Origin of the sequence: Marmoricola endophyticus, from assembly GCF_014644415.1 — a bacterium.
Taxonomy (GTDB): domain Bacteria; phylum Actinomycetota; class Actinomycetes; order Propionibacteriales; family Nocardioidaceae; genus Marmoricola; species Marmoricola endophyticus.
This window is the reverse complement of record NZ_BMKQ01000001.1, coordinates 2,712,468-2,733,851: the sequence shown is the minus strand read 5'-3', so window position 1 is coordinate 2,733,851 and position 21,384 is coordinate 2,712,468. Positions and strand designations below refer to the sequence as shown.

Below are 21,384 nucleotides of genomic sequence, written 5' to 3'. Positions count from 1 at the left end.
CACCACTGGGCCCGGTAGGAAGCACCACTCGGCCCGGTAGGAAGCACCACTCAACGGGTAGGTGCCGCGCAGCTGCTGCTACTTGGCGGCGCTCACCCGGACGAGCTTCTTGTTGACGAACTCGTCGAGCCCCCAGGGGCCGAGCTCGCGACCGAAGCCGGAGCGCTTGACGCCACCGAAGGGCAGCCCCGGCAGCGTGGTGCCGTGCTCGTTGACGTACGACATCCCGACGTCGAGCCGCTCGGCCACCGACTGCGCGGCGTCGGCGTCGGAGGACCACACCGAGCCGCTGAGGCCGTACGAGGACGTGTTGGCCAGCTCGACCGCCTCGTCGACCGACCCGGCCTTGTAGACCACGGCCACCGGGCCGAACAGCTCCTCGGAGAAGGCCCGCATGTCCGGAGTGATGTCGGTCAGCACGGTCGGCTCCACGAAGGCGCCCGGGCCGTCGACCGCCTTGCCGCCGGCGCGGACCGTCGCCCCCTCGTCGATGGCGTTCTGGATCTGCTCCATCAGGCCGTCGGCGGCGCTCTTGGACGACAGCGGGCCGACCAGCGTGCCCTCCTCGAGCGGGTCGCCGGTGCTCATCCCCGACACGGACGCGGTCAGCTTCTCCACGAACTCGTCGTAGATCGCGTCGGCCACGATCATCCGCTTCGGCGCGTTGCAGGCCTGGCCGCAGTTCATCATCCGGCCCATGGCCGCCGCCTTGACGACGCCGTCGACGTCCGCGTCGTCGAGCACGATGAACGGGTCGGAACCGCCGAGCTCGAGCACGACCTTCTTGAGGTTCTTGCCCGCGATCTCGGCGACGGCGGCGCCGGCACGCTCGCTGCCGGTGAGCGAGACGCCCTGGACGCGCGGGTCGGCGATCACGTCGGAGGCCTGCTCGTTGGTGAGGAACACGTTGACGTACGCGTCCTGCGGCACGCCGGAGGTGTGCAGCACGTCGGCGATCAGCTCGGCCGACCCGGCACAGATCGGGGCGTGCTTGAGCAGGATGGTGTTGCCGGCGAGCAGGTTCGGCGCCGCGAACCGAGCCACCTGGTAGTGAGGGAAGTTCCACGGCATGATCCCGAGCAGGACGCCGACCGGGGAGCGGCGTACGAGCGTGGTCTCCGCGCCCATCCGGTCGAGCGGCTGGTCGGCGAGCAGCTCGGGCCCGTGCTCGGCGTAGTAGGAGTAGATCATCGAGCACAGCTTCAGCTCGCCGGTCGCCTGGTTCAGCGGCTTGCCCATCTCGGTGGCGACCTGGCGGGCGAGCTCGTCGGCGCGCTCGTCGTACGCCTTCGCGACGGCGCGCAGCACGTCGGCGCGCTCCTCGACGGACTTGTCACGCCAGCTCTCGAAGCCCTTCTGGGCCGTGGCCAGGGCGTCCTGCACCCCCGCGTCGTCCAGGGTGTCGAACTCCTTCAGCGTCTCCCCGGTGGCGGGGTTGGTCGTGGTGTAAAGACTCATGCCGTCGACCGTACCCACTCGGGTGGGGCTCACCCTCACAGGCGGCGCATCGCCTCGGGGCCGAGATCGGGCACCGTCGGGTAGCCGTCGACCGCCATCAGCAGGTCCGCCTCGGCGAGGATGTTGCGCAGCACGTGGACGATGCCGTCGGTGCCGCCGAGCGCCGCCCCGAAGGCGTACGGGCGCCCCACCCCGACGGCGTCCGCGCCCAGCGCCAGCGCCTTGACGACGTCGGAGCCGGAGCGGACGCCGGAGTCCAGGAGGACCGTCGTGTCCGGCACCGCCTCGCGCACGGCCGGCAGGCAGTCGATCGCGGCGATGCCGCCGTTGGCCTGGCGCCCGCCGTGGGTGGAGACGTAGATCCCGTCGACGCCCTCGTCGACCGCCCGGCGCGCGTCGTCGGGGTGGCAGATCCCCTTGAGCACGACCGGGAGGTCGGTGAGCGAGCGCAGCCAGGCCAGGTCGTCCCAGCCGAGCGGCCGACCGAACATCTGCGCCCACGCGAGGATCGCCGAGCCGGGGTCCTCGTCCGGCGGCGCCGCGAGCCGGCTGCGAAAGACCGGGTCGGAGAAGTAGTTGGCCAGGCAGCGGCCGCGCAGCTGCGGGAAGTTGGCGGTGGAGAGGTCGCGCGGGCGCCAGCCGGTCACCCAGGTGTCGAGCGTGACCACGATGGCCCGGTAGCCCGCGTCCTCCGCCCGGCCGACCAGGCTCTGCGCGACCTCGGGGTCGGTCGGGCAGTAGAGCTGGAAGAACCCCGGCGTCTCCCCCTGCTCCGCGGCGACGACCTCCATCGGGTCCTCGGTGAGCGTCGAGGCGATCATGGGGACGCCGGTGGCCGCCGCGGCGCGGGCGGTCGCGAGGTCGCCGTGGCCGTCCTGGGTGCAGATCCCGATGACGCCGATGGGCGACATCAGCAGCGGCGTCGGCAGCCGGTGCCCGAACAGCTCGACCGACTGGTCGCGCTCCGTGGTCGCGCGCAGCATCCGCGGGACGAGCCCCCAGTGGTCGAACGCCTCGCGGTTGGCCCGCTGGGTGCGCTCGTCGCCCGCACCGCCGGCGACGTACGACCAGGTCCCCGGCGACATCGCCAGCTCCGCCCGCCGCTCGAGCTCGTCGTACGACATCGGGTAGGCCGGGACCTGCCCGCCGAGCCCGGCGAGGTAGATCTCGTTCTGCCGGTCACCGAAGTTGGCCATGCTCGGCAGCCTAGGCTGTGCCGGTGACGGCGACCGACACCCCGCGAGCGGCCTCGGGCACGAGCCCGGGCACACTGCGCGACGAGGGTCGTACGGGCTTCCTGCTCGGCGCCGCGGCGTACGGCCTGTGGGGCGTCTTTCCGATCTACTGGACGCTGATGGAGCCGGTCGGCGCGATCGAGCTGCTGGCCCACCGGATCGCGTGGTCGCTGATCACGATGCTGGTGCTGCTGGTCGCGCTGCGTCGTACGACGCACCTGCGCGCGATCCTGCGCGACCGCCGCAAAGTCGCGCTGCTGTCGGTCGCCGCGGTGGTGATCGCGGTCAACTGGGGCGGCTTCATCTGGGGCGTGAACAACGGTCACGTCGTGGAGACGTCGCTGGGCTACTTCATCAACCCGCTGGTCACCGTGCTGATGGGCGTGCTGCTCCTCGGTGAGCGGCTGCGACGCGCGCAGTGGGTGGCGATGGGCGTCGCGCTGGTGGCGGTGCTGGTGATCTCGGTGGAGTACGGCCGGCTCCCGTGGATCGCGCTGCTGCTGGCCTTCTCGTTCGGCTCGTACGGACTGGCGAAGAAGAAGGCGGGCGCCGAGGCGATCGAGTCGCTGACCTTCGAGACGGTGCTGCTGTTCCCGATCGCGGTCGGCTACATCGTCTGGCTGCAGGCCACCGGCGACGGCCACTTCACCTCGGAGGGGACGGGGCACGCGCTGCTGTTCGCCAGCACCGGCATCGTCACCGCGATCCCGCTGCTGTGCTTCGGCGCTGCCGCGATCCGGGTGCCGATGACGGTGCTCGGCCTGCTGCAGTACGTCACCCCGATCTGCCAGTTCGTCCTCGGTATCGTCGTCTTCGGAGAGGACATGCCACTGGGCCGCTGGCTGGGCTTCGTGCTGGTCTGGGTGGCGCTGGCGATCTTCACCGGCGAGGCCGTGCGCCACGGACGTCACCGGCGGCGCCAGCTCGCTCTCTCGGCGGAGTCGGTCGCGTGAGCCGGCGCCGGCTGGCCCTGGTCGCGGCGCTCGTGGTCGTCGTGGCGCTCGTCGTCGTCGCGGTCGTCGTACGACGTGACGAGGCGCCGGCTTCCGTCCCTGCGCCCGCGCAGGCGGACCCGACACCGGGCCGGCCTACCCCCTCGCCGACGCGCACCGCTCGGCCCCGCCTGGTCGGCGACCGCACCGGCGACGTGCTGGTGCTCCCCTCGCTGGGCGTCCGGGCGCCGCTGGTCTCGGTGGCGATGTCGGCGACGAGGACGCTGACGCCGCCGCGCAACCCGCGCGAGGTCGGCTACTGGGACGGCAGCGCGGCGCCCGGCTCGGCCACCGGCCAGACGCTGGTCGCCGGCCACACCGTGCACACCGGCGGTGGCGCGCTCGACCGGCTCGCGACGCTGCAGCCGGGCGACCGGGTCGTCATCCGCCGTCCGTCGGCGGGCGCCGAGCGGATCGCCTACCGCGTGGTCACCGTCGAGGACCTCAGCAAGGCGCAGCTCGCCGCTCGGGCAACCGACCTGTTCGGCCAGGGCCGTGGCGCCGGCCAGCTACGCCTGGTCACCTGCACCGGCTGGAACGGGCGCTCGTACGCCGGCAACACCGTCGTCACCGCCGTGCCGCTGCGACCGCCGGCCTGACCGCAGGATCGTCGCGACCACGAGTGCGCCGCTCGCCGCGGTGACCGCTGCCCCCACCCAGAGCCCGCTCGCGCAGGACCGGGCGAAGGCGTGCACCACCTCGGCTCGCTGGGTGGGCGCCGCGTCCAGGGCAGCGGCCACCGTCCGCGCCGACGGCGGCACACCGCCCACGGCGCCGAGCCTGTCGGCGAGCGAGGCGGTGAGGACCGAGCCGACGACTGCGACCCCGAGGGCGCTGCCGAGCTCGCGCAGCGCCGACTGCAGGCCACCGGCAGCACCGGCCTGTCCCGCAGGCATCGAGGTGTTCAGCTCGACGGTCAGCGCCGGCAGCCCGAACGCGAAGCCGATGCCGACCACGGCCAGCCAGAGCGCGTAGACGGCGTACGACGACTCGACCGTCGCTGCGAGGCCGAGCAGCCCGGCGCTGACCGCGACGAACGAGACGCTCAGCGCGGCGACGAGGCCGACCCGCGGCAGGAGCGTCGGCATCACCCGCGAGAGCAGGAGCAGCGGCACCGCCAGCGGCAGGATCGCCAGGCCGGTGCCGAGGGTGGAGAAGTCGTGGACGTACTGCAGCAGCGAGGCGTTGAGGAAGAACAACCCGAAGCTGCCGAAGAACAGCACCACCAGACCGAGCCCTGCCGCCGAGACACCGGCCAGGCGGAACAGCCGCGGGTCGATCAGGGGGTGCTCCACGCGCAGCTCGACGAGCACCCAGACGACCAGGGAGACGGCCGCGGAGGCCAGCAGCGACCCCACGAGCGCGCTGGTCCAGCCTCGCTCGGGTCCTTCGACGATGCCGCCGAGGAGCGCGACGGTCACCACGACGATCAGCAGCGTGCCGACCGGGTCGAGCCGCCGGTCGCTGCGGCCGGTGCGGGTGACGACCAGGGCCGTCCACGCCGCGCACGCCAGCGCCATCGGCACCACCGCGACGAACAGCAACCGCCACGACCCCGGCAGCAGCAGCGCGCCGCCGACGGTGTTGCCGACGACGCCGCCCATGCCCGAGACCGCACCCCACAGCGCGATCGCGCGCAGCCGGGCCGGCCCCTCGGTGGCGTGCACGAGCACGCCGAGGCAGTTGGGCAGCACGAGGGCCGCGCTCGCGCCGGTGAGGATGCGGCCGCCGAGGAGCACGCCGGTGCTCGGCGCGGCCGCCGTGACCGCCGCCCCGACGGCGACGCCGACCAGGCCGGCGACGAGCACGCCCTTGCGGCCCAGCCGGTCCCCGAGCGCGCCGCCGGGGATGACCAGGCAGGCGAAGACGACGACGTGGCCGTCGACCACCCACAGCAGCTGCGACGCCGAGGGGTGCAGCGGACCGGCTGCCAGGGCCGGCACCGCGACGTTGACCGCGGCCACCAGGCCCATGACGACCAGCGTGCTCGCGCACACGCACGCGAGCACGCCGCGCGGGACTCCCGCGGCCCGCGATCGGGTGGCGAGTACCTGCTCAGTCACCGGCGTACGCCCCTGCCGCGATGTCGTCCAGCAGTCCCGGGCCGCTCGGCGTCCAGCCGAGCAGCGCGCGGGTCGCATCGCTGGAGCCGGTCATGGAGGCGGCGAAGAACTCGGCCATGAAGCCGAAGTGCTCGCCCGCCTCGCCCGCGGGGACCGAGTGCACGGGCAGGTCGAGCGCCTCGCCGAGCGCCTCGGCGATCGCACGGGTCGTGATCTCCTGCTCGGCCACGGCGTGCATCCGCGTGCCGGCCGGCGCCTGCTCCAGGCCGAGCCGGATCAGCCGGGCCGCGTCGGCGCGGTGCACGGCGGACCAGGCGTGGACGCCGTCGCCGACGTACGCCGAGACGCCCTTCTCCCGCGCGATCCCCGCGAGGAAGGCGACGAAGCCCCAGTCGCCGACGCCGTGCACCGAGGGCGCGAAGCGAACGGCGATGCCACGTCCGCCCGTCTCCAGCACGAGGTTCTCCGAGCCGCCGCGGTCGCTGGTCGGGCCGACGGCCGGCGAGCGGTCGCTCTCCAGGGCGGCTCGGCCCTCGACTAGACCGGACAGCCCGTTGGCGATGACGAAGGGGCGCTGGGTGCCCTCGATCGCGGCGAGCAGCGTCTCGACGGCGGCCCGCTCGGCGCGGTCGGACTCCTCGGGGTCCGACCAGTCGTGCTTGTTGGCCAGGTGCACGACCGCGTCGGCCTCGGTGGCCCCTGCTCGCAGCGAGTCGAGGTCATCCAGGTCGCCGCGCAGCGCGCGGGCGCCGAGCGCCTCCACTCGCGTGGCCGACGCGTCCGAGCGGACCAGCCCGAGCACCTCGTGGCCGGCTCCGAGGAGCTCCTCGGTGACGGCCGACCCGATCCAGCCGCTGGCTCCGGTGACGAAGACCTTCATGATCCCTCCTTCGATTCGAGACACCATGTCTCGTTGCAGTGACCGTAATAAGAGTCACCATGCATCGCAATACGCGGTGTCTCGTTACAGTGACTGCGTGCCGGAGCGGACGACGACCACCAAGGCGGGACGACCGCGCAGCGAGCGCGCGCGGTCCGCGGTGCTGCACGCGGCGGACGACCTGCTGGTCGAGATCGGCTACGCCGACCTCACGATGAAGGCGATCGCCGAGCGCGCCGGGGTCGGTCGCCAGACGGTCTACCGGTGGTGGGCCACGAAGGCCGAGGTGCTCTTCGAGGCGACGACGTACGACGCCGCCAAGGAGCTCGCGAGCGAGCCGTCCGGCGACGCCCGCGCGGACGTGGTCGCCTACCTCGAGCGGGTCGAGGTGTTCCTCGCGTGCTCCGACGCGGGCGCGGCGTACAAGGCGCTCGTCGCCGCCGCCCAGCAGGACGCCGCCGTGGCCGACCTGATGCGCGCGAGCGACCCGTTGATCGACTCCGCGCACGCGATCGTCGACGCGCTGGGACAAGACACCGTGCAGGTGCCTGCCCGACAGGCCGTGTCGCTCCTCGTCGGCCCGGAGGTGCTCGATGCGTTCACCGACGTCGGAGAGCGGGCCGGCGCCGGCGAGCGGGCCGATGCGTTCCTGCGCGCCGTTCGCTCACCGGCGCAGGACCCGACCGAGACCCTGCGGTCCGGTGAGCAGCCGCCCTGAGCGATCGCCGGTCTCGGCGGTCGACCGCCCGGTGGGCGCGGGAGGTCCCCGACAGCGCAGGATGCGCAGCCCGCCTCGACAGGCACGCAGCTCGTTTGCTCGGCCCGAGGACGCTCAGCCCGGCGTCTCGTAGTCGGGGAGGTCGATCCGGGTGGCGCCGCGCTCGGTCAGCCGGAGCAGCGGCGTCGTGAGCGCGGCCACCGTGAACATCGCGTTGCGCGCTCGCATCCCCGCTCGGGTGCGCGGGGCGAGCAGTCGCCCGGCGTTGACCTCTCCCGAGCCCTTCGCGTAGCGGCGGACCACCTGCTCGTACCTGTCGAACGCCGCCGCGTGGTCACCGCCGGCCCGGCGCAGCTCGCCGGCGAGGACGTACGCACCCACCAGCGCGAGGCCGGTGCCGTACCCACCGAGGGTGTTGCCGTACGCCGCGTCGCCGAGCAGCACCACCCGGCCCGAGGACCACCGGTCGACCCGGGCCCGGCAGATCGCGTCGAGGTAGAACTCGCGCGCTGCCGGCAGCTGGGCGAGCAGCTGCGGCACCTTCCAGCCGGCGCCGGCGTACGCCTGCGTCAGGAGGGCCTGCTGGGCCGTGACGTCACCGCGGGCCTCGGGTCGGGGCGGCGAGGCGAAGACGAAGAACGCCGGCGCCTTCGGCCCGCCCGTCGCCGCCATCCGGCCGGGCTCGCCGTACATCTCGAAGTCGGCGCCGAGCGACTCCTCGACGTCGGCCAGCGCGTAGTAGTAGCCGCGGTGCTGCACCAACCCGTCCTCCGGGCCGAAGGCCAGCCGGCGGACGTTCGAGTGGATGCCGTCGGCACCGACCACGAGGTCGAAGCGACGTGCCTCGCCTCGTTCGAAGGTGACCTCGACGCCGTCGGGCGTCTCGGTGAGCGAGGCGATCGAGTCATCGAAGACGTAGTCGCAGGTCCGTCTCGTCAGGTCGTGCAGGATCGCGGCGAGGTCGCCGCGGGCGATCTCGAGCTCGCCGGCGCTGAACTCCTTCGGCACGACGGCGAGCCGGCGGCCGTGCGCGTCCACGATCGTGCCGTCGTCGCCGCCGGTCTGTGCGGCGCGGACCTGCTCGAGGATGCCCGTGCGCTCCAGGACCGCTCGGTGGACGGGGCCCTTGAAGTCGACGGCCTGGCCGCCGGGTCGAAGCGTCGGCGCCTTCTCGACGACGGTGACGTCGAAGCCGTAGCGCTGCAGCCAGTGGGCGATCGCCGGCCCGGCGATGCTGGCACCGGAGACGAGGACGGTGCCTGAGGTCATGGCCCGACCGTGCACGGGGCGGGTTTCACCGCGGCTTCACCGGCTCGACGTGGTGGGCCATCGCCTCCTGCAGCCGGGCGACGACGGCGGCGGCCACGTCGAGCTCGGCGGCCGAGAACTCCCCGAGGGCGGCGTCGAGGTCGACGCCCAGCGGGGCGTAGAACGACTCCGCCTCCTCGTGGATGCCCGGGGTGGAGCGCAGCGTCACCACCCGGCGGTCGCGGTGCTCACGCGTGCGGACGACGTGTCCTGCCTGCTCGAGCCGGTTGAGCAGCGTGGAGGTGGCGCCGGTGGTCAGCGAGACACGCTCGGCCAGCCGGGCCGGCGTCAACGGCTCACCACGTCCCTCGGCCGTGAGGATCTCGACCACGGCGGCCGCGTCGGTGGTGTGCATGCCCCGGCTGCGGGCGAACGCCCGGCCGAGCTCGGTCGTGGTCGCAGCGAGTGCTCGGACCCGTCGTACGACCTCGGCGCGGCGCTGCTGCTGGTCCACGACTGCTCCTGTCGACGACGGGGTTGCACGTTAGCACCTTGCCGTAATAACTTCACTATCAAGTAATCATTTCGTCAAGCAATCAAGGAGTCCGCGATGCGCAGCAACGAACCCACCCGCGTGCACCCGGTCGTCGTGGTCGGCGGCGGGCTCGGAGGCAGCGCCGCCGCCGCGTTCCTCGGGCGCGCCGGGGTCAGGGCGACCGTGCTGGAGCGACGCGACGCGCCGACCCCGCGACCCCGGGCGTGGGTGCTCTCCGCCCGCACCATGGAGCTGATGCGCGGCCTCGGTCTCGCCGAGGAGGTACTCCGGCTCGGCACCCCGGGCTCCTGGGACCTGCAGACCGTGGACACGCTGCTCGAGGTCCACGAGGAGCGAGCGGTGGTCGACGAGACCGCCGCGCTCAGCCCCACCGGTGCTGCGCAGTGCGACCAGGACGTGCTGGAGGGCCTGCTGCGCGCCCGAGCCGAGACCGACGGCGCCGAGGTCTGCTGGGGCCACCAGGTGACCGGGCTGGTCGACCTGGGCGAGGTGGTGCAGGTGCACCACGACGGCGACGGGCCGCCGCTGCTGGCCTCGTACGTCCTGCTCGCGGAGGGCGCGCGAGCCGGCCTGCTCGAGGACCTCGGGATCGGCTCGCAGCGGTTCGCGGAGGACGCCGAGGAGTTCTTCCAGGTGCTCTTCCGCAGCCGGCGGCTCGAGGAGCTGATGGCGACCCGACCGGGCAAGGCGTTCCTCTGCGGCTCGGGCGGGACGATCGTCTTCCGCCGCGACCTCGACCGCTGGCAGCTGCAGCGGCAGGGCAAGGACTTCCTCGACGTACCGGCGGACGTCGCAGCGGCGGTCGGCGCGCCGGTGGACGTCGAGGTGCTCGACCACGGCTCGTGGCGCCCGAGCGGACACCTGGCGGACCGGTTCCGCGCCGGACGGGTCCTCGCGCTCGGCGACGCGGTGCACTCGATGCCGCCCTCCCTCGGGATGGCCGGCAACCTCGCGGTGGGCGACGCCCACGACCTGGCCTGGAAGCTCGCCTGGGTGCTGGGCGGCCGGGCCGGTGAGGACCTGCTGGACAGCTACGAGATCGAGCGGCGCCCCGTGGACGAGCGGGTGCTGCGCGCGTCGGTGGCGCTGGCCCACGGGGAGCGGGAGCTGGCCGGGCTGGTCGCGGACCTGGGCCTGGGCTACCCGGCAGGCGCCTCCCCCGCGCTGTCCGGCGAGGGCGACGACCTGCAGGTGGTCGACCCGCGCGCGCCGACCCCCGTCGTCGGTGCGCGGCTCCCGCACGTGTGGCTGCCCGACGGACGCTCGTCGCTGGACCTGGTGCGCCCCGACACCTTCGTCGCCGTCGGCGACCGCGTGCCGGCTGCGGCGCCCGTTCCCTGCCACGAGGTGGCCTCCTACGGCCCCGGGCTGTGGCTCGTGCGCCCCGACGGCCACGTCGCGGCCCGGGTGGAACCGGACCACCTGACGGACGTGCTCGACGCGCTGCTCTCCCGGGACGCCGGCCCGTGGTCGGCATGAGCCCAGTGCCCGGCCGTGGGCACCGCCGACCCGCGCCTGTACACCGCTCCGTGCACTCCGCCGACGGCACGCGGATCGGGTTCCTCGAGCAGGGCACGGGTCCCGGCGTCGTCCTGGTGCAGGGCGCGATGGCCGACGTCTCGGCCTACCGACGACTCGCCGAGGCGCTCGAGGGCAGCCACACCGTCTTCCGGGTCGAGCGCCGCGGTCGAGGGCTCAGCCCGCGTCCGTACGACCACGGCCACGACGTGGCGCGCGACGTCGAGGACGTCGACGCGGTGCTCGAGGCGACCGGTGCCAGCACGGTGTTCGGCCTCAGCTCAGGGGCGATCATCACCCTGGAAGCGGCGCTCACCCTCACCAGGGCCCACCAGGTCGCGGTGTACGAGCCCCCCTTCTACCCGCACGGCGTCGACGAGCACGGTGTGCGTCGCATCGACGAGGAGATCGAGCGCGGCGATCTCGGCGCTGCCCTGCTCGACGCGCTGCTGGTGGCCGGCACGGCCCCGCGCCTGCTCGAGCGTGTTCCGCGACCGATCGCCCACAGGCTCGCGGGCATCGTGGTTCGCGCCGACCACCTGCTGCGGCACGGCAGTACGAGCTTCGCCCACCTGCTGCCGGGGGTGCGCTACGACTTCCACGACGTCGCCCAGCTCGGTGCCAACCTCGACCGGTACTCGACCTTGCGGAAGCCGGTTCTGTTGATCAGCGGGACCACGAGCCCCCCGTTCCTGCGCGAGGCGGCCACGAGACTCACCGAGCTGCTGCCGGACGTCCGCCACGTCGAGCTCGTCGGACTCGGCCACGACGGCCCGTGGAACGGCGGAGGTCCACGACGGGTCGCCGCCCTCCTCGAGGCCTGGGCGCGGCCACCAACGCTCGGCCGAGGTCGGTCGCGCCGTGCCGTCTAGTCCGCCTGCACCGGGTCGGCGAACCGCTGGTGGCCGACCACCTCGAGCAGCCGCAGCCGCTCGGCGGAGTCGGTGCCGGGGGTCGCGGTGTAGACGAGGAGGAGCTGGCCGTCGCGCGGTGCGGTGAGCTGCTCGCAGTCCAGCTGCATCGCGCCGACCTCGGGGTGCAGGAACGTCTTGCGCTCCGGCCCGGGCCGCCAGGTGACGTCGTGGCCGGCCCACAGCGCGGCGAACTCGGGTGAGGCCGCGCGCAGCCCGTCGACCATCGCCCGGGTACGAGGGTCGTCGGGGTGGCGCCCGGCGGCGAGGTGCAGCATCGCGGTGTACGAGCGGGAGTACTCCTCGTGCTCCTCCGGCGGGTGGATCCGGCGGGCCGTGGCGTCGGTGAACCAGCGGTACACCCGGGACCGGGCCAGGTCGCCGTCCGCGAAGCGGGTCTCGTCGCCGAGCAGAGCGACCGCCTGAGCGTTCTGGGCCAGCACCTCGCCGAGGTCGTTGAGCACCATGGCGGGGGTGTCGATGCGGTCCAGCACTCGTCGTACGCCGGGCGAGACGTGGTCGCTGCGCACGTCACTGGCGGGCGGCGTCTGCCCGCCGAGCCGGTAGAGGTGGTCGCGCTCGGTCAGGCTCAGGTGCAGCGCACGAGTGATGGCGCCCAGCATCTGCGGCGAGGGCTGCGGGCCGCGGGCCTGCTCGAGACGGGTGTAGTAGTCGCTGGACATGCTGGCCAGCAGCGCGACCTCCTCGCGGCGCAGCCCCGGCGTACGTCGGCGCGCGGCCGCGACCAGCCCGACGTCCTCGGGCTGCAGCGCCTCGCGGCGGCGGCGCAGGAAGTCGGCGAGGCGCTCACGGTCCATGCCCCCATCCTCGCCCGGGGCACCGCGGCCCACCAGGGACTGTCGATCCCAGGGCTCGACAGGTCTCTTTCGCGGCCGCTGGGCGCGGGCGACCGTGGCGGACATGACCACCACAGACACTCTCCAGTCCCCCGTCGCCCTCGTCACCGGCGGCAGCCGCGGCCTCGGCCGCGCCACCGTCCTCGCCCTCGCCGGCGCAGGTGTCGACGTCCTCCTCACCTACCGCTCGGGTGAGGCCGAGGCCGCCGAGGTCGTCGCGGCGGTGGAGGCCGCGGGCGCACGCGCCCACGCCCTGCACCTCGACACCACCGACCTGGGCTCGTTCGCCGACTTCGCCTCGCAGGTGCGCGAGGTCGCCCCGGACGGGCTGGACATCCTGGTCAACAACGCCGGCACGGGGCTCTACAGCATGCTGCAGGAGACCACGGAGGAGGAGTTCGACCAGGTCTTCGCCGTGCACGTGAAGGGGCCGTTCTTCCTCACCCAGGCGCTCGAGCCGCTGCTCGCCGACGGCGCCCACATCGTCAACATCTCCAGCGGCCTGACCCGGCTGACGCTCGCCCGCTCTGGGGCGTACGCCGCCGCGAAGGGCGCGGTCGAGGTGCTGACCCGCTACCAGTCGGTGGAGTACGGCGCGCGCGGCATCACCGCGAACACCGTCGCCGTCGGCCCGGTACCGACCGACTTCGGCGGCGGCCACCTGCGCAGCAACCCCGAGCTGCTGAAAGTGATGGCCGAGCGCACCGCGCTGGGTCGCGTCGCGACGCCCGAGGACGTCGGCCAGGCGATCGCCGGCCTGACCACCGCCTCCGGGACCTGGATCACCGGCCAGCGCATCGAGGCCTCCGGCGGGCTGTGAGGAGCGACGCGGTCGACCAGACCCCGGCCTGCAGCCGGGGAGTCTCGACGTCCTCGTTCGCTGCGCTCACGTCGGGCTCGACCACCCGAGACGCTGGACCGCCCGTCGGTGGTCGAGCAGCGAGCGCGTCGAGACCTCCGGCTACGGCTGATGGTCTCGACGTCCCTTCGACGCGCTCCCTCGTGCCTCGGTCGCTGCTCAGGACACCGCCTCGCCGTCAGAACTCGGCCATCTTGTCCCAGCCGTCCTGCTCGGGGACGTCGAGGTAGATGATGTCAGGCGTCTCGGCGACCAGCGGCCGCGTCGCATCCTGCTCGAGGTAGGCCTGGAAGTGCGCCGACGCCACGTGCGCCTCGCCGGCCGCCTTGTCGTCGAACGCCTCCAGCGTGAGGATCACGTCCGGGTCGTCGACGCTGCGGAACTGCTCGTACCAGCGGTTGCCAGGCTCCTGCCGGGTCGCCTCGAGGAACGGGCGGTTCGCGGCGAGGTACGCCTCCGCGCTGCCCGGGGTGACCGTGGTCTTGACGGTGATGAGGATCAACGAGATGTCTCCTGTGTCGTGGGCCGGTGCGCCGCACCGATGAGTCCCGGCGCCTCGTCAGTCTGTCCTGCCATGACCGCGACCTACACCTTCGACGTGTTCACCAGCCTCGACGGCTTCGCCTCGTACGACCCGCCCGGCGACTGGGGCGGCTACTGGGGCAAGCAGGGACCCGAGCTGCTCGCGCACCGGCTGTCGCTGTACGACGACCCGCAGCGCATGGTCTTCGGCGCCACCACCTTCCGGCAATTCGTCGGCTTCCTCGCCGTGCCCGAGGAGATGCCCGACGCCCAGGACCCCTGGGTCGGCCGGATGCGTGCCCTGCCCGCCACGGTCGTCTCCTCCACGCTCACCGCGCCGCTGGACTGGCCCGACGCGACGGTGGCCTCCGACGACGCCGTCGAGGCCGTACGCCGCCTCAAGGCCGAGTCCGACGTCCCCCTCCGGTCCCACGGCAGCCTCTCGCTCAACCGTGCCCTGCTCGACGCCGGGCTCGTCGACCTCGTCCAGGTGACCGTCTTCCCCGTCATCGCCGGCGCGACCGGGGTCGAGCCGGTGTTCTCCGGGGTCGGCGACTTCGACCTGGCGCTGGTCGAGCACCGGGTGCTGGACGGGCGCACGACGGAGGTGACGTACCGGCCGCAGGCGCACCGGTAGCGCCGGAGCGACGACGTCACGCGCGTTCCGCGGACAGGTCAGGCAGAGCGCTCTGCGCTCACCAGCTCGCGAAGCAGCCGCGCGAGGTCGGAGGCCCGCGCCTCCTCCAGCGGCGCCAGCAGCTCCTGCTCGGCGGCGGCGTACGCCTCGGCCGCCTTGTCGTACGTCGTCCTCCCCTGCTCCGTCAGCTCGACGACGTTGCGCCGGCGGTCGGCCGGGTCGGGGCGGCGGGTGACGACGCCCTTGCGCTCGAGGGCGTCGACGAGCGCGACCATCGTGGTGCGGTCGATGGCGAGGATCTGCGCGACGGCGGCCTGGGACTTCGGCTCGCCGGTGGCGACGACCCGCAGGACACCGAAGTCCTTGCCGTCGATGTCGTACGGCGCGAGGCCGGCGTCGACGAGCCCGGTCAGCCGCAGGTGAGCGTGCTTGAGCAGGTACGCGAGCAGGTCGCGCGGGTCGTCGCTGTCCCTGGACACGTCGGGATCCTATGCCTACGCTGATCGTCAGTAATACTGACAATCAGCAATGAGGAGGACTGCATGATTCTCGTGACCGGAGGCGCCGGCTTCATCGGCACCCACACCGTCCGCGCGCTGTGCGACGCAGGCGAGGAGTGCCTGCTCGCGCAGCGCCGCTCCCCCGTCGTGCCCGACTCGCTGACAGACCTCCCCGTGCACGTCGCGCAGGTCGACGTCACGGACCTCGACGCCCTCCTGACGGTCGGTCGGGAGCACCCCGTCACCGGCATCGTGAACCTCGCGCTCGCGCTGCCGTGGCCCAGCACCGACGTACCGCCCGTCGACGGCGTGCGGACGGGGGTCGACGGCTTCCTCAACGTCGTGCAGGCGGCGCAGGAGTGGGGCGTGCGACGCGTGGTCAGCGCCAGCACCATCGGCGTGTACGGCGACCGCCTCGCGCAGGGCGGCGCGCTCACCGAGGACCTGCCGCTCTCGCTCGGGCGCTCACACCCGATCCCCACCTTCAAGAAGACCGCGGAGCTGCTCGGCGGCTTCCTGTCCGCAACGTCCGAGGTCGACGTCGTCACCGCGCGCGTCAACGGCAACTGGGGTCCCGGCGGCCACCAGCCCGACCCGTTCTTCGCCCCGCCGTCGCTGGCGTACGCCGCCGCGCACCGCGTCGCGCCGGACTTCTCCCAGATGGAGGTCGCGCCGCACGCCGAGGACTCGCTCGACTTCTCCTACGTCAAGGACACCGGCCGCGCGCTCGCCATGCTCCAGCTGGCCGACGAGCTGCAGCACACGACCTACAACGTGGCCTCGGGATTCGCCACCTCCAACGCCGAGGTCGTCGAGGCGCTCCGCCGCATCGAGCCGTCCTTCGAGGCCCACCTGCCCGACGCCGAGGTGCCGCCGCGCACCTGGCTGGACACCGAGCGCCTGCGCACCGACACCGGCTTCGAGCCGGAGTGGGACCTGGAGCGGTCGGCCGCCGACTACGTCACGTGGTTGCGCGACGGGCACGAGCGCTGAGGCGTACGGCAACCGCTCCCCTCGTGCCCCCGGGTCTCGACGGGCTCGACCACCGGCCTCACACCCCGCGCACGTCACCAGGTCTCGACAGGCTCGACCGCCGACGAGGGCGGCCGCGCGCGCCGGCGGGCGGCCTGGTCTGATCAGTTCTGATCGTTTGCCCGCGATCATTGACACTTTGTGATCGGAGTTGCTTGGATCAGAGCACTGTGTCGCTCGTCACAGCAGACCACCGCCGGGGTCCCGGCGCTCGGGAGGAGCCGTCATGCATCTGTCCGCACCACGCCGAGGTCGCCGGAGGTGGACAGGGGTCGCCGCCGCGGTCGCCGTCGTCCTGTCCGCCGGCCTCGGAGCCACCCAGGCGCCGGCGACCGGCGCCGCACCCGACCGCGCCGCCAAGGCCGACCTGACGCCGAAGACACCGCCGCTGACCACCCCCTGGACCAAGGACGTCTCCGCCGACAACGCGCTCCCGGAGTACCCCCGCCCCCAGATGACCCGCTCGGCGTGGCAGAACCTCAACGGCGAGTGGCAGTTCGCCGCTGCGGCCTCGGCCGCGACCCGCCCGGACTTCGGCCAGGACCTCGGCGAGCGCGTGCTGGTGCCGTACCCGATCGAGTCCGCGCTCTCGGGCATCCAGCGCCACGAGGACCACATGATCTACCGCCGCACTTTCGAGGTGCCGGCGTCGTGGCGGACCAACGCCGCCAACCGGCTGCTGCTGCACTTCGGCGCCGTCGACTACCAGGCACGCGTCTGGGTCAACGGCCAGCAGGTCGCCACGCACAAGGGCGGGTACGAGGCGTTCAGCGCCGACGTCACCGACGCCCTCACCAGGTCCGGCCCGCAGGAGCTCGTGGTCGCCGTCACCGACTACACCGACCCCAAGCAGCAGCCGGTCGGCAAGCAGCGGGTGCGGGCCATCGACTCGCCCGGCGGCATCGAGTACGTCCCCGCCTCCGGCATCTGGCAGACCGTCTGGATGGAGCCGGTGCGCACCGCGCACGTCGAGCAGGTCGTCGCCACGACCCAGCAGAACCGACAGGGCTTCAACGTCCGCGTGAACACCGCCGGCGCGAAGAACCCGCAGGTCACCGTCACGGCGTACGACGACGGCAAGAAGGTCGGCCAGGCCTCCGGCGCGGGCGACTACCCGCTCAGCCTGAAGATCCGCGATCCCCATCTCTGGACCCCGGACGACCCACACCTCTACGACTTCACGGTGGTCCTCAAGGACCGTGGCAAGCGCGCCGACACCGTCTCCTCGTACGCCGGGCTGCGGACCATCGCGACCCAGAAGGGCGCCGACGGCAAGCAGCACATCGTGCTCAACGGCAAGCCGGTGTTCCTCAACGCGACCCTCGACCAGGGCTACTGGCCCGACGGCATCTACACCGCGCCGACCGACGAGGCGCTCGCCTTCGACCTGCAGGCGCACAAGAAGCTCGGCTTCAACGCGGTCCGCAAGCACATCAAGGTCGAGCCGGACCGGTGGTACTACCACGCCGACAAGCTCGGACTCCTGGTCTGGCAGGACATGCCCTCGCTCAACGACGGCGAGCCGCCCAGGGCCGTGCAGGACGCCTACAAGTCCGAGCTGCGCCAGATCATCGCCCAGCACCGCGGCGACACCTCGATCATCGGCTGGGTGCCGTTCAACGAGGGCTGGGGCGAGTGGAGCAGCGAGGGCACCGGCGAGGTCGCCGACATGGTCAAGGCCATGGACCCGACCCGGCTGGTCGACGCGCACTCCGGCGTCAACTGCTGCAACTCCCACGGCGACTCCGGCAAGGGCGACGTCATCGACTGGCACACCTACACCGGCCCGGCCAGCCCCAGCCCGACCGCCGACCGCGCCGCGATCGACGGCGAGCACGGTGGCTTCGGACTGGTCGTCCCCGGGCACGTGTGGCCGGGACAGCCGGGCGCGTACCAGATGGCCAAGAGCAAGGAGGAGCTCACCGACCTCTACGTCGCCAACCAGCGCAAGCTGCTGGAGTACAGCGAGAAGTGCGGCCTCTCGGGCGGGATCTACACCCAGATCACCGACGTCGAGGACGAGGTCAACGGGCTCTACACCTACGACCGCAAGCAGCTGAAGATGCGGGCCAACCCGGTGCGCCGGATCAACGAGGCGCTCTCCGCGTCCGGCAACCTCGGCGTGCCACCGACGTCGTACCCGCCGGGCACCCCGGGGCTGGGCGGCACCCACGCCTACGCCGCGGACGAGGCGTCGGGGACGACCGTGGCGGACGGGGTCGGCTCGGCCGACCTGACCACCTCGGGCGGGGTCGGCCGCACCGCCGGCGTCGAGGGCAACGCGCTGTCCTTCGACGGCACCGGTGCCGCGGAGTCGGCGAAGCCGGTCGTGGACACCACGAAGAACTTCTCGGTCTCGGCCTGGGTCAAGCTCGACGCCACCGGCGGCGGCTTCCAGACCGCGGTCAGCCAGGACGGTGACCAGGCCTCGGCGTTCTTCCTGCAGTACGACGGCGGGGCGAACAAGTTCGCCTTCTCGACAAAGAGCGGCCGGGCCTACGCCGACACCACGGCGAAGGCGGGCCAGTGGTACCACCTGGTCGGGGTCCGCGACGCCGCCGCCCAGACGTACACGCTCTACGTCGACGGCGAGAAGCAGGGCTCGTTCGGCCAGTGCCTGGGCGACGAGTCCACCGGGCCGCTGGCCGTGGGCCGCGCGAAGTACGACGGGAACCCCGTCGACCGGCTCAAGGGCGCCGTGGACCAGGTGACGGTCTTCGACCGCGCCCTGTCCGACTCGGAGGTGGGCCAGGTCAAGTAGCACGACCACGTCGAGGCCCCGGTCCGGTACGCCGGCCGGGGCCTCGACGTGCTCCGGGCACCGCCGATCAGGCCCCGGCGCCCCCGTCGACCGGCACGATCGCGCCGGTCACCATCGAGGCCCGGTCGCTGAGCAGCCAGGCCGCCGCCTGGGCCACCTCGACCGGCTCGGCCATCCGGCCCATCGGCGAGGAGGCGGTGATCTGCTCCACGACGCCTGGCGTGGCGCTCTCCCACGCGTCGATCATCTCCGTCGTCGTCCCGCCCGGCGTGAGCGCGTTGACGCGGATCCCGTCGCGCGCCCAGGTGACCGCAGCGGACTCGGTGAGGCTGTTCAGCGCCCGCTTCATCGCCCCGTACGCCGGCAGCACCGGGTTCGCCCGCCGGCTGCCGATGCTGGAGGTGTTGACGATGGCTCCGCCACCGACCTGACGCATCAGCGCTGCCTCCGCCTTCATCGCGACCCAGTGTGCGCGGAAGTTCACCTCGAACTGCTGCTCGACGTCCTCATCGCTGGTCTCGTCCAGCGGACCGGGCGTCTGGATGGCCGCACCGTTGTTGAAGGCGCCGTCGAGCCGTCCGTGCAGCTCACCGACCCGTGCCACGGCCGCGCGAACGCCGGCGCGGTCGGCCAGGTCAAGCGCGACCGCGTCGGCGGTCCCGCCCTGGTCGCGGATCTCGGTGACCAGGGCGCCGAGCGCCGCGGTGCCGCGGGAGGCGAGCACGACACGGGCGCCCTCCGCCGCGAAGAGCCGCGCGGCCGCGGCGCCGATGCCGCGGCTCGCGCCGGTGACGAGCACGATCTTGCCGGTGAGCAGGCCGATGGGGAGGTGCGTGGTCTGAGTCATGGCACCACCGTGGCTCCCGGCGGACCGGTGAGGCAGGCACAAGCTGTACCAGGGTGCGGACGCCCACCTCGGGGCACACTGTCGTCGTGGACAAGGCCGACCTCGCGGACTTCCTGCGCAGCCGACGCGAGCGGCTGCGCCCGGAGGACGTCGGACTGGCCTCGGGCCCGCGCCGTCGTACACCCGGTCTGCGGCGCGAGGAGGTGGCCGTGCTCGCGCACATCTCGACCGAGTACTACGTCCGCCTCGAGCAGGCCCGCGCGCCGCGACCCTCCGCCGAGGTGCTGGCCGGCATCGCCGGGGCCCTGCTGCTGACCGACACCGAGTCCGACCACCTGCACCTGCTCGCGGGGACCGCGCCGACGCGTCGCCGACTGGTGTGCCGCGACGTGCGCCCCAGCGTGCTGACGATGCTCGAGCGCCTCCCCCGGACCGCGGGCTTCGTGATCGCGGCGGACTTCGAGGTGCTCGCCTGGAACGAGCTCGCCGCCGCGCTCATGGAGGACTTCGGCTCGCTCGTCCCGGCGCAGCGCAACCTCGCCCGGCGGGCGTTCCTCGACCCGGCCGGGCCCGACCACCTGTACGGCGTCTCCGACGCGACGGCGTTCCGCCACCACGCGGTGATGCAGCTGCGCGCCACGGCGACCCGTTACCCCACCGACCCCGACGTCGTGAGCCTGCTCGACGACCTCCGCACCGCCCCCGACTTCGAGCGGCTCTGGCGACGTCACGACGTCCAGCCCGCCGCGATGCTCACCAAGACCTTCGAGAACCCCGCCGTCGGCTCGGTCACCGTCGACTGCGACTCCCTGCTGCTCGAGGAGAGCGACCAGCACCTCGTGCTCTACACCGCGCCCGCGGGATCACCCTCGGCCGACGCGCTCGCTCTGCTCCACATGGCCGGTCCGCTCGCCGCCGAGCGCTGACCGCCCGGGTCAGCCCTCGTAGGTGAAGAACCCGTGGCCGCTCTTGCGGCCCAGCAGCCCGGCGTCCACCATCCGCGCCAGCAGCGGCGGAGGAGCGTAGAGCGGCTCCTTGAACTCCTCATACAGCGAGAGCGCCACCGCCTGGGTGGTGTCCAGTCCGATCAGGTCGGCCAGGGCCAGCGGGCCCTGCGGGTGTGCGGCGCCGAGGACCAGACCGCGGTCGATGTCCCCGGCGGAGGCGAAGCCCGACTCGTACATCCGGATCGCCGAGAGGACGAACGGGATCAGCAGCGCGTTGACCACGAAGCCGGCCCGGTCCTGGCTGTCGATCGCCTGCTTGCCGAGCTGGTCGGTGACCAGAGCACGAGCACGCTCGGTGGTCTGCGACGAGGTGAGCAGCGAGGGCACCAGCTCCACCAGCGGCAACACCGGCACCGGGTTGAAGAAGTGCACGCCCAGGACTTGCTCGGGCCGTGAGGTGGCGACGCCCAGCTTCATGATCGGGATCGAGGAGGTGTTGGAGGCCAGGATCGCCTTGGGTGACGACACGATCCGGTCCAGCGTGCGGAACAGCTCGACCTTGGCCGCCTCGTCCTCCCCGATCGCCTCGACGACCACCTCCCGGTCCGCCAACGCGTCCAGCTCGCAGTCCACGGTGACCCGCGCGAGGACCGCCTCGGTCGTCTCCTGCCCGAGCTTGCCCTTGGACTCGGCGCGCTTCAGTGAGGCCTCCAGCCGCTCGCGGCCGCGGGCCGCGGCCGCGGACTCGGACTCCACCACGACCACGTCCAGCCCGGATCGGGCCGAGACCTCCGCGATCCCGGCGCCCATCAGCCCGCAGCCGACGACGCCCACCCGCTCGAT

Annotated in this window: 21 protein-coding genes; 10 read left to right on the top strand and 11 right to left on the bottom strand. The window is 72.9% G+C overall.

All coding sequences use genetic code 11. From position 1 onward, the window contains the following. Positions 1-78: 78 nt before the first annotated feature. Together IEX42_RS13395 and IEX42_RS13390 are read right to left on the bottom strand one after the other, a co-directional pair. Complete coding sequence (locus IEX42_RS13395) at positions 79-1,458, bottom strand: NAD-dependent succinate-semialdehyde dehydrogenase (RefSeq protein WP_188780218.1); 1,380 nt, start codon at positions 1,456-1,458, stop codon at positions 79-81. Between the two features lie 35 nt (positions 1,459-1,493). Then, the gene (locus tag IEX42_RS13390) at positions 1,494-2,654 is read right to left on the bottom strand and encodes an alpha-hydroxy-acid oxidizing protein (RefSeq protein ID WP_188780217.1); all 1,161 of its coding nucleotides are present in this window, start codon (positions 2,652-2,654) and stop codon (positions 1,494-1,496) included. A gap of 23 nt (positions 2,655-2,677) precedes the next feature. Here IEX42_RS13390 and rarD point away from each other — a divergent pair, with 23 nt between their 5' ends. Together rarD and IEX42_RS13380 are read left to right on the top strand one after the other, a co-directional pair. Then, positions 2,678-3,646, top strand: a complete 969-nt coding sequence (gene rarD / locus IEX42_RS13385) for an EamA family transporter RarD (protein WP_188780216.1) — start codon at positions 2,678-2,680, stop codon at positions 3,644-3,646. Then, positions 3,643-4,284, top strand: a complete 642-nt coding sequence (locus IEX42_RS13380; RefSeq protein WP_188780215.1) for a class F sortase — start codon at positions 3,643-3,645, stop codon at positions 4,282-4,284. The genes rarD and IEX42_RS13380 overlap by 4 nt, the downstream gene beginning before the upstream one ends. On the opposite strand, the gene IEX42_RS13375 is transcribed toward IEX42_RS13380, so the two are convergent. After that, positions 4,195-5,748, bottom strand: coding sequence for an MFS transporter (locus IEX42_RS13375; protein ID WP_229660856.1), 1,554 nt, complete (start codon positions 5,746-5,748; stop codon positions 4,195-4,197). The two genes, IEX42_RS13380 and IEX42_RS13375, sit on opposite strands and share 90 nt — an antisense overlap. Beyond that, complete coding sequence (locus IEX42_RS13370; RefSeq protein ID WP_188780213.1) at positions 5,741-6,628, bottom strand: SDR family oxidoreductase; 888 nt, start codon at positions 6,626-6,628, stop codon at positions 5,741-5,743. Before IEX42_RS13370 ends, IEX42_RS13375 begins: the two co-directional genes overlap by 8 nt. A 97-nt stretch (positions 6,629-6,725) precedes the next feature. Here IEX42_RS13370 and IEX42_RS13365 point away from each other — a divergent pair, with 97 nt between their 5' ends. After that, complete coding sequence (locus IEX42_RS13365; protein ID WP_229660855.1) at positions 6,726-7,346, top strand: TetR/AcrR family transcriptional regulator; 621 nt, start codon at positions 6,726-6,728, stop codon at positions 7,344-7,346. Positions 7,347-7,460: 114 nt separating this feature from the next. On the opposite strand, the gene IEX42_RS13360 is transcribed toward IEX42_RS13365, so the two are convergent. Beyond that, positions 7,461-8,615: an FAD-dependent monooxygenase gene (locus IEX42_RS13360; protein WP_188780211.1), complete on the bottom strand. Its 1,155-nt coding sequence runs from the start codon at positions 8,613-8,615 to the stop codon at positions 7,461-7,463. A 25-nt stretch (positions 8,616-8,640) separates the two neighbouring features. Then, positions 8,641-9,108 carry a MarR family transcriptional regulator gene (locus IEX42_RS13355; protein WP_229660854.1) on the bottom strand — a complete coding sequence of 156 codons (468 nt, stop codon included), beginning with the start codon at positions 9,106-9,108 and terminating at the stop codon, positions 8,641-8,643. Positions 9,109-9,204: 96 nt separating this feature from the next. Between IEX42_RS13355 and IEX42_RS13350 the strand changes: the two genes are divergently transcribed. Both IEX42_RS13350 and IEX42_RS13345 read left to right on the top strand, forming a co-directional pair. Then, a complete protein-coding gene (locus tag IEX42_RS13350; RefSeq protein WP_188780210.1) occupies positions 9,205-10,629 on the top strand; it encodes an FAD-dependent monooxygenase in 1,425 nt (474 codons plus the stop codon). 50 nt (positions 10,630-10,679) lie between these two features. Continuing rightward, entirely contained in the window at positions 10,680-11,540 is an 861-nt protein-coding gene (locus IEX42_RS13345; protein WP_188780209.1) for an alpha/beta fold hydrolase, read from the top strand. Here the strand turns inward: IEX42_RS13345 and IEX42_RS13340 are convergent. Next, positions 11,537-12,397, bottom strand: coding sequence for a helix-turn-helix transcriptional regulator (locus IEX42_RS13340; RefSeq protein ID WP_188780208.1), 861 nt, complete (start codon positions 12,395-12,397; stop codon positions 11,537-11,539). The two genes, IEX42_RS13345 and IEX42_RS13340, sit on opposite strands and share 4 nt — an antisense overlap. A 103-nt stretch (positions 12,398-12,500) precedes the next feature. On the opposite strand from IEX42_RS13340, the gene IEX42_RS13335 reads away from it, so the two are divergent. Beyond that, positions 12,501-13,256 carry an SDR family NAD(P)-dependent oxidoreductase gene (locus tag IEX42_RS13335; RefSeq protein WP_188780207.1) on the top strand — a complete coding sequence of 252 codons (756 nt, stop codon included), beginning with the start codon at positions 12,501-12,503 and terminating at the stop codon, positions 13,254-13,256. Between the two features lie 217 nt (positions 13,257-13,473). On the opposite strand, the gene IEX42_RS13330 is transcribed toward IEX42_RS13335, so the two are convergent. After that, entirely contained in the window at positions 13,474-13,797 is a 324-nt protein-coding gene (locus tag IEX42_RS13330) for a putative quinol monooxygenase (RefSeq protein WP_188780206.1), read from the bottom strand. 72 nt (positions 13,798-13,869) lie between these two features. Between IEX42_RS13330 and IEX42_RS13325 the strand changes: the two genes are divergently transcribed. Next, positions 13,870-14,454 (top strand): dihydrofolate reductase family protein, encoded by a 585-nt coding sequence (locus IEX42_RS13325; RefSeq protein WP_188780205.1) that lies wholly within the window; start codon positions 13,870-13,872, stop codon positions 14,452-14,454. A gap of 38 nt (positions 14,455-14,492) precedes the next feature. On the opposite strand, the gene IEX42_RS13320 is transcribed toward IEX42_RS13325, so the two are convergent. Next, on the bottom strand, positions 14,493-14,933 hold the full coding sequence (locus IEX42_RS13320; RefSeq protein WP_188780204.1) for a MarR family winged helix-turn-helix transcriptional regulator: 441 nt from the start codon (positions 14,931-14,933) through the stop codon (positions 14,493-14,495). A 63-nt stretch (positions 14,934-14,996) separates the two neighbouring features. Between IEX42_RS13320 and IEX42_RS13315 the strand changes: the two genes are divergently transcribed. Both IEX42_RS13315 and IEX42_RS13310 read left to right on the top strand, forming a co-directional pair. Then, the gene (locus IEX42_RS13315; RefSeq protein WP_188780203.1) at positions 14,997-15,947 is read left to right on the top strand and encodes an NAD-dependent epimerase/dehydratase family protein; all 951 of its coding nucleotides are present in this window, start codon (positions 14,997-14,999) and stop codon (positions 15,945-15,947) included. A 265-nt stretch (positions 15,948-16,212) separates the two neighbouring features. Then, positions 16,213-18,747 (top strand): LamG-like jellyroll fold domain-containing protein, encoded by a 2,535-nt coding sequence (locus IEX42_RS13310; RefSeq protein WP_188780202.1) that lies wholly within the window; start codon positions 16,213-16,215, stop codon positions 18,745-18,747. Between the two features lie 67 nt (positions 18,748-18,814). On the opposite strand, the gene IEX42_RS13305 is transcribed toward IEX42_RS13310, so the two are convergent. Continuing rightward, complete coding sequence (locus IEX42_RS13305) at positions 18,815-19,594, bottom strand: SDR family NAD(P)-dependent oxidoreductase (RefSeq protein ID WP_188780201.1); 780 nt, start codon at positions 19,592-19,594, stop codon at positions 18,815-18,817. An 86-nt stretch (positions 19,595-19,680) separates the two neighbouring features. Between IEX42_RS13305 and IEX42_RS13300 the strand changes: the two genes are divergently transcribed. After that, complete coding sequence (locus tag IEX42_RS13300; protein WP_188780200.1) at positions 19,681-20,520, top strand: helix-turn-helix transcriptional regulator; 840 nt, start codon at positions 19,681-19,683, stop codon at positions 20,518-20,520. Positions 20,521-20,529: 9 nt separating this feature from the next. Here the strand turns inward: IEX42_RS13300 and IEX42_RS13295 are convergent, their stop codons facing one another. Beyond that, positions 20,530-21,384, bottom strand: coding sequence for a 3-hydroxybutyryl-CoA dehydrogenase (locus IEX42_RS13295; RefSeq protein ID WP_188781131.1), 855 nt, complete (start codon positions 21,382-21,384; stop codon positions 20,530-20,532).